The sequence below is a fragment of the Chryseobacterium suipulveris genome, from assembly GCF_022811685.1.
Classification (GTDB): Bacteria; Bacteroidota; Bacteroidia; order Flavobacteriales; family Weeksellaceae; genus Kaistella; species Kaistella suipulveris.
Genome location: NZ_CP094532.1, coordinates 2948144 through 2964254, shown reverse-complemented (window position 1 = coordinate 2964254; position 16111 = coordinate 2948144). Strand labels below are relative to the sequence as shown.

14 protein-coding genes are annotated in these 16111 nt (G+C 41.0%); 5 read left to right on the top strand and 9 right to left on the bottom strand.

The window, feature by feature from the left end; translation table 11 throughout:
* Positions 1-41 precede the first annotated feature (41 nt).
* Together MTP09_RS14060 and MTP09_RS14055 are read left to right on the top strand one after the other, a co-directional pair.
* On the top strand, positions 42-2180 hold the full coding sequence (locus tag MTP09_RS14060; protein ID WP_243549235.1) for a S46 family peptidase: 2139 nt from the start codon (positions 42-44) through the stop codon (positions 2178-2180).
* Between the two features lie 70 nt (positions 2181-2250).
* Entirely contained in the window at positions 2251-2811 is a 561-nt protein-coding gene (locus tag MTP09_RS14055; RefSeq protein WP_243549233.1) for a DUF3267 domain-containing protein, read from the top strand.
* Here the strand turns inward: MTP09_RS14055 and msrA are convergent.
* From msrA to MTP09_RS14020, 7 genes are all read right to left on the bottom strand, one after another.
* Complete coding sequence (msrA, locus tag MTP09_RS14050; RefSeq protein ID WP_243549231.1) at positions 2798-3448, bottom strand: peptide-methionine (S)-S-oxide reductase MsrA; 651 nt, start codon at positions 3446-3448, stop codon at positions 2798-2800. The two genes, MTP09_RS14055 and msrA, sit on opposite strands and share 14 nt — an antisense overlap.
* Positions 3449-3574: 126 nt before the next feature.
* The gene (locus MTP09_RS14045) at positions 3575-4543 is read right to left on the bottom strand and encodes an ROK family protein (RefSeq protein ID WP_243549229.1); all 969 of its coding nucleotides are present in this window, start codon (positions 4541-4543) and stop codon (positions 3575-3577) included.
* 102 nt (positions 4544-4645) lie between these two features.
* Positions 4646-7717: a preprotein translocase subunit SecA gene (secA, locus tag MTP09_RS14040; RefSeq protein ID WP_243549227.1), complete on the bottom strand. Its 3072-nt coding sequence runs from the start codon at positions 7715-7717 to the stop codon at positions 4646-4648.
* A 111-nt stretch (positions 7718-7828) separates the two neighbouring features.
* Positions 7829-8050: a DUF2795 domain-containing protein gene (locus tag MTP09_RS14035; RefSeq protein WP_002662059.1), complete on the bottom strand. Its 222-nt coding sequence runs from the start codon at positions 8048-8050 to the stop codon at positions 7829-7831.
* 203 nt (positions 8051-8253) lie between these two features.
* A complete protein-coding gene (locus MTP09_RS14030; RefSeq protein ID WP_243549225.1) occupies positions 8254-9276 on the bottom strand; it encodes a GDP-mannose 4,6-dehydratase in 1023 nt (340 codons plus the stop codon).
* A 7-nt stretch (positions 9277-9283) separates the two neighbouring features.
* Positions 9284-9592: a PIN domain-containing protein gene (locus tag MTP09_RS14025; RefSeq protein ID WP_243549223.1), complete on the bottom strand. Its 309-nt coding sequence runs from the start codon at positions 9590-9592 to the stop codon at positions 9284-9286.
* Positions 9593-9651: 59 nt separating this feature from the next.
* A complete protein-coding gene (locus MTP09_RS14020; RefSeq protein WP_243549220.1) occupies positions 9652-9867 on the bottom strand; it encodes a hypothetical protein in 216 nt (71 codons plus the stop codon).
* Between the two features lie 74 nt (positions 9868-9941).
* Between MTP09_RS14020 and MTP09_RS14015 the strand changes: the two genes are divergently transcribed.
* Together MTP09_RS14015 and MTP09_RS14010 are read left to right on the top strand one after the other, a co-directional pair.
* On the top strand, positions 9942-10739 hold the full coding sequence (locus tag MTP09_RS14015) for a DUF2797 domain-containing protein (protein WP_243549219.1): 798 nt from the start codon (positions 9942-9944) through the stop codon (positions 10737-10739).
* 135 nt (positions 10740-10874) lie between these two features.
* Positions 10875-13529 carry a hypothetical protein gene (locus MTP09_RS14010; RefSeq protein WP_243549217.1) on the top strand — a complete coding sequence of 885 codons (2655 nt, stop codon included), beginning with the start codon at positions 10875-10877 and terminating at the stop codon, positions 13527-13529.
* A 14-nt stretch (positions 13530-13543) separates the two neighbouring features.
* Here the strand turns inward: MTP09_RS14010 and MTP09_RS14005 are convergent, their stop codons facing one another.
* Complete coding sequence (locus MTP09_RS14005) at positions 13544-13885, bottom strand: hypothetical protein (protein ID WP_243549214.1); 342 nt, start codon at positions 13883-13885, stop codon at positions 13544-13546.
* 117 nt (positions 13886-14002) lie between these two features.
* On the bottom strand, positions 14003-14545 hold the full coding sequence (locus MTP09_RS14000) for an SPOR domain-containing protein (protein WP_243549212.1): 543 nt from the start codon (positions 14543-14545) through the stop codon (positions 14003-14005).
* Between the two features lie 187 nt (positions 14546-14732).
* Here MTP09_RS14000 and MTP09_RS13995 point away from each other — a divergent pair, with 187 nt between their 5' ends.
* On the top strand, positions 14733-16097 hold the full coding sequence (locus MTP09_RS13995; protein ID WP_243549210.1) for a c-type cytochrome: 1365 nt from the start codon (positions 14733-14735) through the stop codon (positions 16095-16097).
* Positions 16098-16111: the final 14 nt, after the last annotated feature.

Sequence of the window (16111 nt, the reverse complement as noted above, 5' to 3'; positions counted from 1 at the left end):
GAAAGGATTTTCTTAATTTAGCCAAAATAAATATTTTATCAATGAAAAGAATCTTTTTACTACTCACTTTTATGCTGAGTTTCCTTCAGGTGAAAGCCGACGAAGGGATGTGGCTTTTAACAATGATCAAGCGTCTTAATGGTGTTGATTATAAGAAAGAGGGACTTAAGCTTACTCCTGAAGAAATTTACTCGGTTAACAATTCAAGTTTGAAGGATGCGATCGTGCAGTTCGGCGGCGGTTGTACTGCAGAGATCGTTTCTAAAGAAGGACTGCTGTTTACCAACCACCACTGCGGCTACGGACAGATTGCAGCGCTTTCAACTCCTGAGAAAGACCACCTTACCAATGGTTTCTGGGCAATGAAAAAAAGCGAGGAAATCCCTGCGAAAGGACTTTCTGTAAGATTCCTTGTAAGAATGGACGATGTTTCAAATAGAATCAACTCCAAGCTCAACAATAACATGTCGGCTGAAGACAGAAAAAACATCATCGACGCAGAGTATAAAGCGATCCAGAACGAAAACTCCGAAAACGGAAAATATACAGTGGTAGTAAGAGATTTCTATAACGGAAACGAGTTCTATTATTTTGTATATCAGGATTTTAAAGATGTAAGATTGGTTGGAACTCCGCCAAACTCATTAGGGAAATTCGGTGGCGATACCGACAACTGGGAATGGCCAAGACACACTGCAGATTTCTCTGTTTTCAGAGTTTATGCAGATGCAAACGGAAATCCGGCGGAATATTCACCGAGCAACGTTCCGATGAAGCCGAAACACGCTTTGCCAATTTCTCTTAAAGGTTATAAGCCGGGAGATTTTGCAATGATTCTTGGTTATCCTGGAAGAACCAATAGATTCCTGACTTCTTACGGAATCGAGCAGATGGTGACAAAAGATTATCCAGCTTGGGTTGAAGCTTCGAAAATGGCGATGGACGTGATGAAAAAGTACATGGACAAAGACCAGGCAACGAAACTTCACTACGCTTCACAATACGCATCAGTTGCCAACTACTGGAAAAACAGACAGGGAACTATCGATGCGGTTGAGAAAAACCAAACCATTGCAGGGAAAAAAGATTTGGAAAACAAATTCCAAGTTTGGGCATTAATGCCGGAAAACCAGGCAACTTACGGTTCAGTACTTGAAGACATTAAAGGAAACTATCATCAGTTTTCAGACAGAAATGTGGAAAGAAACTACTCTTCACAACTTCAGAGAAACGCTAAATACCTTATGGTTGCGTATCAGTTGGGATCACTTCTTAAAACTTACGCTGATCAGGATGACGCAGGTAAAGCGGGAATGAAAACCAAAGTTACCGATGCAATCGACAGAATTTATGAAACCTTCAACCCGGAATTGGAAGGAGAGATGCTGAACTCAATGGTTGGTCTGTACCAGAAGAGAGTGAATAAAGATGTTGGTTCACCAACTTTACTTTATTTGGATTCCAAAACGCTTTCTAATGTGGCGTTCCAGTCGATCTTTGCTAACAAGCAGTCTGCGACTAACTTCCTGAACAATCCGGATCGCCTTAAAATTGATTCAGATCCATTATTGAAGATTGCCAACGGATTTGTTGAAGATCAAAAACTGATGGGTGAAAAATTTGCAAAAATTGATGACGCGTTCGCGAAAAACAGCAGAATCTTCCTTGACGGGTTAAGAAAATCTCAACCAGACAAAGCATTCTATCCAGACGCAAACTCTACGATGCGTTTGACAGGAGGTTCCATCGATACACTTCCTTTGAGATCCGACAGAAACTACCACGGAATTTCTGAGAAAAATAATTACTATACAGACATCAACGGAATGGTGGCGAAGTATAAAAAAGGTGACGAAGAGTTCGACCTTCCACAAAGATTCCTTGATTTGGTGAAGAAAAAAGACTTCGGAAGATACAAGGACAAAAAAGGATTCATGCCTGTAAACTTCCTTTCTAACAACGATATCACGGGTGGAAACTCAGGTTCGCCAGTTTTGGATGCGCACGGAAACCTTCTTGGTTTAGCTTTCGACGGAAACAGCGAGGCATTGAGCGGCGATATCATCTTCGACCCGAAATTACAGAAAACCATCAACGTTGACGTAAGAATGGTTCTATGGATCATCGAAAAATACGGAAAAGCAGGACACCTAATCAGTGAAATGACTTTGGTAAGATAATCCCAAAATACTATAAACAGAGGGCGTTGAAAATCAGCGCCCTTTTTTATTAATGTAAAAATGTAATGAAATGATTCCTGAAAACTTTGTGAAAGAAGAAAAAATAATTGACCTAATGAAGGCGCAGATGGTTGCTCTAAAATACTTTGCGCTTTTCGGAGTAATTTTTGGGCTTCCTTTTTTTCTGATGTGGGGATTTAGATTTCCAAAAGTAGGAGCAGACAATTTATTGCTTAGCGGTGTTCTACCAATTGTGGTATTCACTTTGGGAATCGTAGCTCATGAACTCATTCACGGAATTTTCTTTGCTATCTATGCTAAAAAGGGAATCCGCTCGGTGAAGTTCGGAGTGCTCTGGAAAATGCTGACTCCTTACTGCCACTGCAAAGAGCCGCTTCAAATCAAGCATTACAAAATCGCGTTGCTCGCTCCGCTGGTTTTCTTAGGTCTTATTCCCGCAGTAATCAGTTTGTTTACCGGCAATCTTTGGATGCTGATTTTTGGAATTGTGTTTTCGGGTTCTGCAGCGGGCGATTTGATGATTTATGACCTTATTAAAAAAGAAAATCCTCAAGACTATGTTCAGGATCATCCGTTGGAAGCGGGTTATTTTATTTTCAGAGAGCGGTAGCTTTCAGCATTCCCAGTTCGCCATAATGTTTTTTGAATTTGGCAATTTTCGGACCTACGACTGCACTGCAATACGGTTGGTTCGGGTTGGCTTCGTAGTAACCTTGATGATACTGTTCAGCCGGCCAGAATTTTTCAAACTTCTTGAATTCCGTTACATATTTGCCGTTCCATCTTCCACTTGATTCCGAGGTTTTCAAAGCTGCTTCGGCTTTTAGTTTCTCGGCTACGTCTTTATAGAAAATAATCGAGCGGTATTGCGTTCCGATATCGTTTCCCTGTCTGTTGAGTTGAGTAGGATCGTGCAGAAAGAAAAATACGTCCATCAGCTTTTCGTACGAAATCACTTTTGGATCATAGCCGATCTGCACCACTTCTGCGTGTCCTGTTTCACCAGTGCAAACTTCCTCATAAGTTGGGTTGTTTTTATGTCCTCCCGAATATCCGGAAACGACAGATTCAACACCTTTTAAATATTGAAAAGCACCTTCCACACACCAAAAGCAGCCACCTCCGAAGGTGATGTATTCTAAATTCTGTTGATTCATTTTATGATTTTTCGTTAATGGTTTTTTGCTTTCCTGACCGTTGCAGGAAACTAAAATTAATGACATCAAAATTACTAAAATCTTATTCATAATCTGATAACGGTTTTCTATAATGAAAATTTTGTAATTGAATCTTGTGAAAAAAAATGCCACGAACGCGCTAATCGTTATTAATTCATTCGTGCATTCGTGGCAAGAAATTATGTAAAGCAAAAGTTACTTTTCCCAAACCAAAGCACTTGCGCCGAGAATCGCTGCATCTGCTTCGTCGAGTTCGCTGAAAACCAGTTTTACTTTGTTTCTGAAAATCGGTAAGAGATTTCTTTCCATGTGGAGTTTGGTTGGCTTTAGAATAAAATCTCCCGCATTGATGACGCCTCCGAAAAGGAGGATTGCTTCGGGTGAAGAAAACATCACAAAATTTGCCAAAGCTTCACCTAATTTTTGTCCTGTATAACGGAACACTTCAATTGCAGTCGGATCGCCTTTTTTCGCGCACTCGAAAACTACTTTCGAATCGATTTCTTCTTCTGGAAAATCATTCAGCATTGAATCGGGAAACTCAGCGCGCATTTTTTTGGCGGTAATCGAGATTCCCGTCGCGGATGCATACGCTTCTAAAGAACCTTCGGAACCTGTGCTCCAGTGTTTTCTTCCACCGGGTTTTACGATGGTGTGACCTAATTCTCCGGCAAATCCGTCGTGACCGTAGATGATTTTTCCACCTGAAACAATTCCGCTTCCAACTCCTGTTCCGAGTGTGATCATGATGAAATCTTTCATTCCTCTCGCTGCACCAAACATCATTTCACCTAAAGCAGCGGCATTGGCGTCGTTGGTCATTTTGCAGGGAACTCCGAATTTTTTGGTCATCATTTCGGCGAAGGGAATAACGCCTTTCCACCGGAGATTCGGCGCCTGCTCGATCGTTCCGCGGAAATAATTGGCATTCGGTGCACCGACTCCAATTCCGTCAAATTGTTTTTCGTTAAAATGCTTTTTTATTAGAGGGGAAACTTTTTCGTAAAGTGCGTCGATGAAATCCTCCACTTTTTCATATTCATCGGTCTTGATGCTTCCTTTATCGAGAATTTCGCCACGGTGGTTTACCAATCCGAACTTGCTGTTGGTTCCACCGATATCGACTCCCAAAGCGACTTGTTTGGACAAATCTATTAATGCCATCCTTTGTAAATTTAGTTTTTAAAAGTACAAAAAATTAACATTAATGTAACAAAAAAACTTCCCCATTAATGGAGAAGTTTGTATGATATTCATCGTATTTTATTACGCAGGAATTTCTCCTTTATATAAGAACGAAATAATCTCTTTGTTTATTTTCTCCACCATTTCGCTGAAAAGGTAGTACGATTCCTGTTTGTAAATAACAAGCGGATCTTTCTGCTCGTAAACTGCTCCTTGCGACGAACGTCTCAAATCGTCCATTTCTCTCAGGTGGAGCTTCCAGTTTTCGTCGATAATGGCGAGTGAAATATTCTTCTCGAAATCATCCACCAAGCTTTGACACTGTGTTTCGTATGCTTTGTGCAGGTCGGTAACAATCGTCATTGTTCTGATTCCGTCGGTAAACGGAACCTGGATCATTTTGAACATTGAACCTTGGTTTTGGTAAACGTTCTCGATGATCGGGAAGGATTTTTCTTTCAGAAGGTTCAACCTCATCTGGTAATCTTCCGTTGCTGCTTTGAACACGATATTGGTCAGTTCCGGAACCTGCTTGTTTTTGAAGTCGTTTTCAGAAACTGGAGCTTCCATTGTGAAGAACTTGATAATTTCATATTCAAAATCTTTGTAGTCGCCCTCCATTTTGGTTTTGGTAACGATGGATTGCGCCACATCGAAAATCATGTTCGAGATATCGTATTTCAGGTGGTCGCCGAATAGCGCGTTCTTTCTTCTTTTGTAGATCACGTCGCGCTGCTTGTTCATCACGTCGTCATATTCCAGAAGACGTTTTCTGATTCCGAAGTTGTTTTCTTCCACTTTTTTCTGCGCTCTTTCGATAGATTTCGAAATCATGGGATGCTGAATCACTTCACCTTCCTTATGTCCCATTCTGTCCATCATTTTCGCGATTCTTTCTGAACCGAAAAGTCGCATCAGATTATCTTCGAGGGAAACGTAGAACTGTGAACTTCCTGGGTCTCCCTGTCTTCCGGCACGACCTCTTAACTGGCGGTCAACCCGTCTGGAATCGTGTCTTTCAGTACCGATGATCGCTAAACCACCGTTTTGTTTCACATCGCCTTGAAGCTTGATATCGGTTCCTCTTCCTGCCATATTCGTTGCAATGGTTACAACTCCCGGTCCTCCCGCTAAAGCAACAATTTCTGCTTCTTTCGCGTGTAGTTTCGCATTCAGTACGTTGTGCTGGATTTTTCTCAACTGCAATGCCCTGGAAAGCAACTGCGAAATTTCTACAGAAGTTGTCCCCACAAGAACTGGTCTTCCCTGAGCAGTTAACCTCTCGATTTCTTCGATTACGGCGTTGTATTTTTCGCGGTTGGTTTTGTACACCAAATCCTGTCTGTCGTCTCTTTGAATCGGACGGTTTGTCGGGATTACCACAACGTCGAGTTTGTAGATTTCCCAAAATTCGCCTGCTTCGGTTTCCGCAGTACCGGTCATTCCCGCCAATTTGTTGTACATACGGAAATAGTTCTGCAAAGTAATGGTTGCGAAAGTCTGCGTCGCTGCTTCGATCTTTACATTTTCCTTCGCTTCGATGGCTTGGTGAAGTCCGTCGGAATAACGTCTTCCTTCCATAATACGGCCGGTTTGCTCGTCAACGATTTTTACTTCTCCGTCGATTACCACGTATTCATCATCTTTTTCGAAGAGCGTGTATGCTTTCAGAAGTTGGCTCATCGTGTGAACTCTTTCCGACTTCACTGCAAAATCGCTGAAAAGTTTTTCTTTTGCTTCAAATTCTTCTTCCTTAGTCAAACCTTTTGCTTCAAGCTCAGCAATTTCTGTCGCGATGTCCTGAAGTACGAAGAAGTCCTTGTCTTCGTTTCCGGCAGACAAATATTCTACCCCTTTGTCGGTAAGGTCGATCTGATTATTTTTCTCGTCAATAACGAAATACAGGTCTTTGTCAACCTTCGGCATTTCTTTGTTATTGTCCTGCATATAGTGCGCTTCCGTTTTCTGGAGAAGGGTTTTGTTTCCTGCTTCAGAAAGGAATTTGATCAGCTGTCGGTTTTTAGGCAAACCTCTGTACGCCTGTAACAGTTTGTAACCACCGTCTTTGGTATTTCCTGCGGCGATGAGTTTTTTGGCCTCGTTGAGAATGGAAGTGATGGTTTTTTTTTGAACCTCAACAATTCTGTCAACGGAAGGTTTCAGCACGTCGAATTCCTGACGGTCACCTTGCGGAACAGGTCCCGAAATAATGAGCGGTGTTCTCGCATCATCCACCAAAACGGAATCCACCTCATCGACGATCGCGAAGTTCAACTCTCCCTGAACAAGTTCTTCAGGCGAGGTCACCATATTGTCTCTCAGGTAATCGAAACCGAATTCGTTATTGGTTCCGTAGGTAATGCTCGATTGGTATGCTTTTCTCCTGGAATCGGAGTTCGGTTGGTGATTGTCGATACAGTCGATCGTCAAACCGTGGAACTGATAAAGTGGTCCCATCCAAGCGGAGTCACGTTTTGCAAGATAGTCGTTAACTGTTACGACGTGCACCCCTCTTCCTGGAAGTGCGTTCAGGTAAATCGGCAAAGTTCCAACGAGGGTTTTACCTTCACCTGTCGCCATTTCGGCAATTTTTCCACTGTGGAGAACGACACCACCGATGTACTGCACATCGTAGTGGATCATGTCCCAAACAACGTCGGTTCCGTGAGCATTCCAGTGGTTTTTCCAAACTGCGGTGTCTCCCTGGATTTCAACGAAATCTTTAGTTGAAGCAAGTTCGCGGTCCAAATCTGTTGCTGCAACGCGAATCTCTTTATTTTCTGCAAGTCGTCGTGCTGTTTCTTTGATTAAGGCAAAAGCTTCGGGAAGAATCTCGTTCAGTACTTTTTCCTCGATTTGGTATGAATCTTTTTTCAGGGATTCAACTTTGGCAAACAGCGCCTCTTTTTCATCGACGTTTGAAGATTTTTCGATCTGTTCTTTGGTCTCTTCAATCTGAGCGGTGATATTTGCGGTTGCGGCCTTTATTTTTTCCTTGAATTCGGTAGTCTTTGCTCTTAAGCCGTCATCAGAAAGCTCCTGAATTTTTGGCTCTACCGCTTTGATTTTTGTTACAACTTTTCTTACTTCTTTCAGGTCGGTCGCATTTTTATCGCCCAAGAAACCTTTCAGAACTTTGTCTAATAATCCCATATTTTTTTGCTTTCGGCTGTCTGCATTTGGCATTCAGCACCAATTAACTGCTTTAAAATAATTTGGTGGCAAAAACAGCAGAAAGCAGACTGCTGATTGCCGGCTGCTTTCTTAATATTCGTCCTCGTTCCAAAGGAAGTCCTCGTCAGTAGGATAGTCGCTCCATACTTCTTCGATCGACTCGTAGATTTCTCCCTCGTCTTCAATCGCCTGAAGGTTTTCGACCACTTCCATTGGTGCACCGGTTCTGATTGCGTAATCGATCAATTCTGCCTTTGTCATTGGCCAAGGTGCGTCGCTGAGGTAGGATGCTAATTCTAATGTCCAGTACATATTTTAATTTTTTTGCAAAAGTATAAAATTAGGTGAGATTTCAAAGGTTTTTGTCCTTGATTTTCAATCTTTTTGAGTTAGGAGAAACGAGGTTCGGCTTATGCTGTGAAAAGTAGCATTGGCTGCTGGAAAATTTGATGTCGAAACGATTTCAACTTACTTCAAATTTCACAAAATCCCCGCTCCAAATCTCGGAACTCGACTCACTTTCTCAAAAACCATTCCACAAACTTTTTTGTGCCAATTTGGAACGGTGTGGTCGGATTGTAACCCAGCAAAGTCCTTGCTTTGGTAATGTCGGCGTGGGTTTTTTGAACATCTCCGGGTTGAAGTGGCAGATTTTTTTTGTTGGAAATTCCGCCGAGATGGTTTTCTAAAGTGGAGAGCATTTCGTCTAAACTGATGACCTCGCTTTCGCCAAGATTTACGATTTCATAAACGTTATCGTGGGTTTCCAGGTAATGGATGGATTTCAGGATTCCATCAATAACATCATCAATGAAAGTATAATCTCGCGAAGTGGAACCGTCGCCGTAGAAAGGGATTTCACCATTTTCCGTAATGATTTTGGTGAACTTATGGATGGCTAAATCTGGTCGCTGTCTCGGTCCATACACAGTAAAGAATCGAAGGTGGAGCATATCGATTTTGTACAGGTGATGATAAACGTGGCCTAAAATCTCGCAACACTTTTTCGTCGCCGCATAGGGAGAAATGGGTCGGTCAACACTGTCGGTTTCGGCAAAAGGGATGGATTCATTGTTTCCGTAAACGCTCGAACTTGAAGCGCATACAAATTTATCGATCTTGAATTCCCTGCACAGTTCCCAGAGATTCATCGTACCTTTTACATTCACCTCCTCATAATCCAAAGGTCGCTCGATCGAAGGACGAACTCCCGCCAAAGCTGCAAGATGAATCACCAAATCTATTTTATGTTTGCGGAAGATTTTTTCGAGACCATTTTTATCTGTAAGATCCTGATAATAAAGCTGGTAATTCTTTGATGAGGTTTCGAGGATCAGTTTTTGGATGTCGAGCTCCCTTTCCTGAAAGCTGAAAGTCGGATTTTCGCCGACCGATTCCAAAGTGTTTTTTATTTTGATGCGGTAATCGTAAAAGTCATCAAAGTTGTCAATATTAATGACAGAATGTCCGTTTTTCAGCAAGTGTTCCGCGAGATGGGAACCGATGAAGCCGCTTCCGCCTGTGATGAGATAGTTCATTTGTGGTTTACAAGGATGGATAAAGTTGAAGCCCGTCGATATATCTAAAGTCTTTCAATGTGAATAAAGGAAAATCATATTGAATTGCGGTGGAAGCAATAAACGCATCTGCAAGTGAAAGTCGATCTGAAAGGGAATATTTAATGATGAGTTCAACCGCTAATTTAGAAGTACTTTCATTTACTGCAAGCTTTGCGATCTGTTGGAGTTGTTTTTCTAGAAAAATTAAGTCTTTTCGATCTCTTGCTCCGAAAAAAATTTCTGCTGTGGTAATATCTGAAATAGCAATATTTTCTTCGCCAATTTGCTTTAACAAAGAAACAATTTTTTGATTTCCTCTGTATAAATCGATGAGGATGTTGGTGTCGCAGAGAATCATTTGTTTCTTTCCCAAGCTCTTTTTCTTAATTCTTTTCCGTCAATATCATAATCTTTCCAAATGCCCTCTCCATCAAAAAAACTTATCTTTTCTTCCGAACTTTTTTTCGGTGTCGTTTTTACTTCCGCATCAATATTCCAAGATCTCAAAAACTCCAGAAGAGCTTTTAACTTTCTTGATTCCAAGTGGGTTTTTAAAATTATTTCTGTCATCACATTTTATTTTATACAAATATAGCCATTTACACTTCAACTTTTATTCCTTATTTTTACTGAAATTTATCGCTATGCACTTCCAGGGACAAATCCTAAAAATGACTACCCAAAACGGAAAACCCATCCAATATTTTCTGAATCTTTCTAATGATTTGATTAATATGAATCAGCTGATTGGAAAGAAAATGAGAATAAAGCACATCGGTTACCAATGTATAAATTGCGGCAGCGACGAGAAAATCTACCGAATGGGATTCTGCAAGAAGTGCTTTTTCGAAAGTCCGTACGCAAGCGATACGATTATCCGACCCGAACTTTCCACCGCGCATTTGGGAATTGAGGAACGCGATCTTGAAATTGAAAAAACGATCCAGCTGCAACCGCACGTTGTATATCTCGCGTACACAGGTGACGTGAAAGTCGGTGTGACGCGCGAATCGCAAATTCCTACACGTTGGATTGACCAGGGAGCAACGTTCGCTTTACCGATTGCAAAAACCGAAAACCGCTACGAAGCGGGAATGATCGAGGTTGCACTGAAAGAACACCTCGCCGACAAAACCAACTGGAAAAAAATGCTCGAAGATGATTTTGAGGATGATTTAGATTTGGCCGATTTCCGCGAAAAGGTGAAAAACTATTTTCCGACAGATTTCCAGAATTTCTACCGTGACGACAACGAGATCGTGCAACTCGATTATCCGTACGAAAAACCCGAAAAAATCAACTCGTTCACGCTCGACAAAAATCCTGAATTCGAAGGTATTTTAAGAGGAATTAAAGGTCAGTACATCTCTTTCGACGGTGGAAATTTCATGAATGTTAGAGGACATGAAGGGTATGTGATTGAGTTACAGACAGGTCTGTAAAACTGAATGATTCCCCTTATTTGAAGGGGTGGCGAAAATTTTTGAAGAAAATTTTTGACGGGGTAGTTTGGGTCTTCTTTTCTTTGATAATTGATTTTTCATGGTTCATTGGCACAAAATTTTAATTTTCAAAAAATGCGAAAAAATTACCTTAGAATTTTTGCTACCGTTCTCGGGATTTTTGTCCTGCTTTTTCTCGTGGCCAATTTCGGACTGAATTACTGGCTTAAAACCAATCTGCCCAATTATCTGAAAAACAATTCCGACTATATAATTTCCTATAAATCGCTCGATGTGGATCTGGGAACGGGAAATATTTTCTCCACAGGAATTTCCATCAACAGCAAAAATCCCCAAAACCAAAACGTGATCGGACTTCAGGGAACGGTCGATACGCTCTCTATTTCTCGGCTTGGAATTTACGATGCCATTTTCAGGAAGCGGATCAACAGTTCCGACCTTTTGATGAAAAACCCGCGGCTGAACATTATCCTCGCAAAACCTGTCGATGAGAAAACCGGAAAGAAAAGAAACCCCGTCGTTTTTGAAAATATTAAAATCAGTGACGGCGATATACAGATTTTCCGTTTCAACAAGCAGAAATTTCTGTCGGTCAGCAAACTCAACCTTGATGTGGAAAATCTTCAGATGACCGAGGAATCCGTCGAGGAAAAGCTTCCCATCGTTTTTGACAAATATGAAATTAGCGGTAAGGATTTCTTTTTCCGTCCCGACAACGTTTACGCTTTTACCGCGAAATACGTCACCACGAAAGACAACCAAATGAGCATCAAGGATTTTGCGATGGTGCCGCTGCTTTCCTACCAAAATTTCAGAAGGTTTTATCCGAAAAAAAGAAACCTCTTCGACTTCAAGTCTTCCGAAATGGAGTTTAAGGACATCCATCTCAAAAAGAACAAAATTAGTTTGACCAACCTCCGCTTTGAGTATCCCGAACTGAAAGTTTTCACCACCAACTCCAATTCCGCGAGCAAGGAAAAAAGCTTTAAATACAAACTTGAGCTTGAAAATGCGGCGATGAATAACGCAAAGGTCAACATTCTTCAACCCGACGGAAATCCACTTTTTACCGCAGGAAACCTGAATGTGAATATCGACCGTTTTGTGATGGACGACGAAAGCGCCAAAGGAAATATTCCGTTTAATTATGACGATTTCAGAATCAAGGGACAAAATATTATTTTTAATTCCAACCGAGAAAACGTGAAAATTTCTGCTATGGCAATTAATCCAAAATCGGCGGACTTAAGAAATATTTCGGTAAAACCTACGGTTTCAGTTTCCGATAAAGCTCTGATGGATTTGAATGCGAAACAGATCAATCTGAAAATTAAAGAATGGAATTTATTGAACAGTAAACTGAAATTGGACGTGCAAAATGTTCTGGTTAATGGTTTGAACGGAAAAGTGACAGCACCTAAAAACCCAAACAAAAAGAAACCAGATTATGGCGGAATCCAGTTTCCGTTGAGAATTAGAAATATCGATCTAAGAAATTCCAACTTGGTTTTTGATAACCAGGACAAACCTTTGGTCTTCAACGATCTGAATGCGAAGATCCAGAATCTGGAAATGAACGAAAAAACCGTTCTTGAAAAAATCCCGTTCAAAACCGATAACTATACTTTAACAACGAAGAATTTCAGCTACAGAATCAACCAGTTTTATCAAATGAATATAGGCGTTTTGACGCAGAACAAAAACTCGCTGCAGGTCAATAATTTCAGTTTAAAACCTTTGGTTTCGCGGGCACAGTTTATCCGAATGATTCCTGCGGAAAAAGATTTGTATGATCTAAAAGTTAACCAAATTTCAGCAAAAGGAAACTGGGATCTGGGTTGGGAAAACAAGTATCTTGACGCATCGCAAGTCACGTTGAATGGAGTTAACGCCAATATTTTCAGGAGTAAGATACCAAAAGATGACTTAACAGAAAAACCGCTGTACTCCAAGTTGTTGAGGAGTATTAAGTTTCCTGTCTTTGTGCAAAACCTCGACCTCAGAAATTCCCTTCTTGTGTACGAAGAAGACACCAAGAAAAGCGACGGTCCCGGAAAACTTATTTTCAGCAACTTCAACATGAACGTAAAAAACCTGAATTCTGGAAAATCAAAAGGAAAACCGACTCTGGTTCCGATTACGATCAATTGCAGATTTATGGACGCGTCTCCGATGAATGTAAAATGGAATTTCGACACCGCTAAAATGGACGATGCGTTTTCAATTTCTGGAAATATTTCCAGCTTGCCTGCTTCAGAGATCAACCCATTCATTGAACCTTATTTGAAAATCAGAGCGACAGGTAATATCTCCGACTTACGTTTTGAGTTTGATGGGAATAAATCTGGACTGGATGGAGGTTTAAGGATGAAACATCAGAAATTACAGGTCGCGCTCCTAAAATCGACCGGTGAAAAAGACAAGATTCTTTCGGCTGTTGCTAATGTTTTTGTGAAATCCAATTCGGGGGATTATCCTGAAAGTGTTTCCGTAGAAAATGTACAACGTGATCCGACCAAATCCTTCTTCAACCTTTTCTGGCGCGGTATTGAGCAGGGACTGAAAAAGACGCTCATCGGCAAAAACGCACCCCAAACCGAAACCAAAATCCGAAATACAGTTGAAGCTACCAAAACGACTGTAACTCAAACGAAATCTGATTTCAAGCATGCGACCACGGAAGTGAAAGGCAAAGTTCAGGAGGTAAAAGAATCTGTCAAGGAGAAAGGATTTCTTCGCGGGATCTTCAAGAAAAAATTCGAAAAATAAATTTCGGATCAATATTAATAACTGTCGTATTCGGACTTTTCATCGAAAGGAATCTGCCTCAAAAAATTGTCAAATTCGGGTCCGCTGTAATTGCTATCGGAACCGTAAGAATCGAGAATAGTCGCTTTCTCGCCTTCTCTGTCTTCAATTAAATAGAGAACGGCGTTATCGTCTGCACTGCTGTTTCCCTCGAATCGGTAGGATTTTACGATGGATAGATCGGATGGTTTGTAGGTTTTCTCATTGTCTCCCAATACCATCACGTTTTCTTTGTTCATTCTGATTTCTTTGGTGATTCCGCGACGGCGGAGCGTCTCAAGAACTTCTGATAAAGTTTTTAGATTGTGGTGTGCCATTGTATCTTGTTTTTTGGTGTTTTAAAGATACGAATAAAATGAAAAACGAAATTTTGAAATCTAAAAAAAAATTTGCCAAGAAGACCAGCAGAATCATAAATATTATCAAAAGTAAGTTTATTTTGCTTCCACACAGAAAACCCTATACTGGATCGCTAAAGCGGAATTAAAGTATGGTTTGATTTTTGCAAGGTCAGGAGCGGCGCTTTGTTTCGTGAGGTAGCTTCCCGCCATTACTTTATAATTGGGTCTTAATGACGCATCGATCTCCACCTTCATATTTGGGAATCTTCTGCGAAAGTACATTCCGACTTCTCTCGCTTCCTCATTGCTTTTTACCACGGCGAGCTGAATCTTGTAGCCCATAATTCTGGGGTTTCTCCTGCAGATTTCCGCTTGGGTAAGTTCTCTTTCAGGAACAACAATTTTTGGTGCAGTATTTCTTGTTGAAGAGTCGTTTGCGGTATTTTCTCCACTACTAGTCGTCGATCTCGTAGCGCATTTGTCTTCCATGTCGCTCATCAAATTATCAATGCGCTTGTCCATACTGATGGAAAGTGGTGTGCCAGAAATCGTGTCGTTTTTCACAACAAGTTGTGCTCCAACAAAATTCGTGGTGATAAGAATAAGGACAGAGAATATCTTCAGAATGGATTTCATCAAAATTTATTTTGGGACAAATTTAAAACAAATAAAAATTATACCACAAATTGTTATTTAGAACAATTACAAATTATGTGAATTCTCGAAAAGCGCCTTTAACCGCTGTTAAATTTGTGTTAAAAGTCTTATTTTTGCCAAATTGAAAAGTAAACTCATTACATTTTAACAACCCAAGATTTTATAAATGATTAGTTGGAGAAAGCATTACAAAAGGGGTCTGATTGCAATAGGACTGTTGTTATCGACCAGTGCTTCTATTTACGCTCAAGGTGACGCCAAAAACGGCGAAAAGCTTTTCAAGGCAAACTGTACTGCGTGTCACGCCCTGGATAAACAAATGGTGGGACCTGCATTGGGCGGAATAGTTGAAAAACTGAAAACTGAGCAGAATCTGGATACAGACTGGCTGCACAAATGGATTAAGGACAATAAGGCGCTTCGCGAATCGGGTGACAAGTATGCCAACGAAATTTTTGCGAAGTTCAACAAGGTTGAAATGCTTCCGTTCCCTAATCTTTCTGACCAGGACATCAACGATATCTTAGAATACACCACCAATCCTCCTGCGCCGGAACCGGCTGCAGATGCAGCAGCAGCGGTTGATACGAATTCTGTTGCAGCACTGGAAGCGGCTAAGAAAGATTCTTTAAACTCCAAAATCATTTTAATTTCACTTCTTACAATCGGGGGCTTGCTTCTTTGGTTGTTATTGAGGTTGAGACAGTTGGTGAAACTGCAGCAAACCGATGAGTTGGCGGGACTTAACGCAACCCGAGCTACTTCTTTTGCGGATCTCTACAAAAAATACGACTATGTTGGTAAAGGAATCCTTGCCTTGCTGGGAATTCTCGCTTGCTACGGAATCTGGAACTGGATGATGTGGATCGGCGTTTATAAAGGTTACAAGCCGGAACAGCCAATTCACTTCTCGCATAAAATCCATGCCGGAGACAATAAGATCGATTGCCAACTTTGCCACTCTTCGGCGAAATACGGAAAAGTTTCCGAAATTCCTTCAATGAACGTTTGTATGAACTGTCACCGAAATATTTCCGAGTACAAAGGAAAATATATGGAGCCAGGAAAAGACAAAGCTTTCTATGATGCCGAAATCCAAAAAATTTACGCAGCTACAGGTTGGGATCCAGGAAAACAGCAGTACACCGGGAAAACTCAACCGGTTGAATGGGTGAGAATCCACAATATGCCTGATTTCGTTTACTTCAACCACGCACAGCACGTAGTTGCAGGTGAGCAGGCGATCATTAATTCCCATAACAAGAAAAATCCTAACGCGAAAATCGATGTGGTTTGTAAAGCTTGTCACGGACAGGTGGATACGATGAACGTAGTGCAGATGGCAAACGATTTCACAATGGGATGGTGTATCGAGTGTCACAGAACAACGGAAGTTGATATGAACAACGGTTATAATAAAGAATACTTCAAAAATCTACACGACAAACTGAAAAAACAGTATCCTCAATCTGAAGGAAAAATCACCGTAGATGCGATTGGAGGTCTTGAATGTGGTAAATGTCATTATTAATAACTAAAATCAGA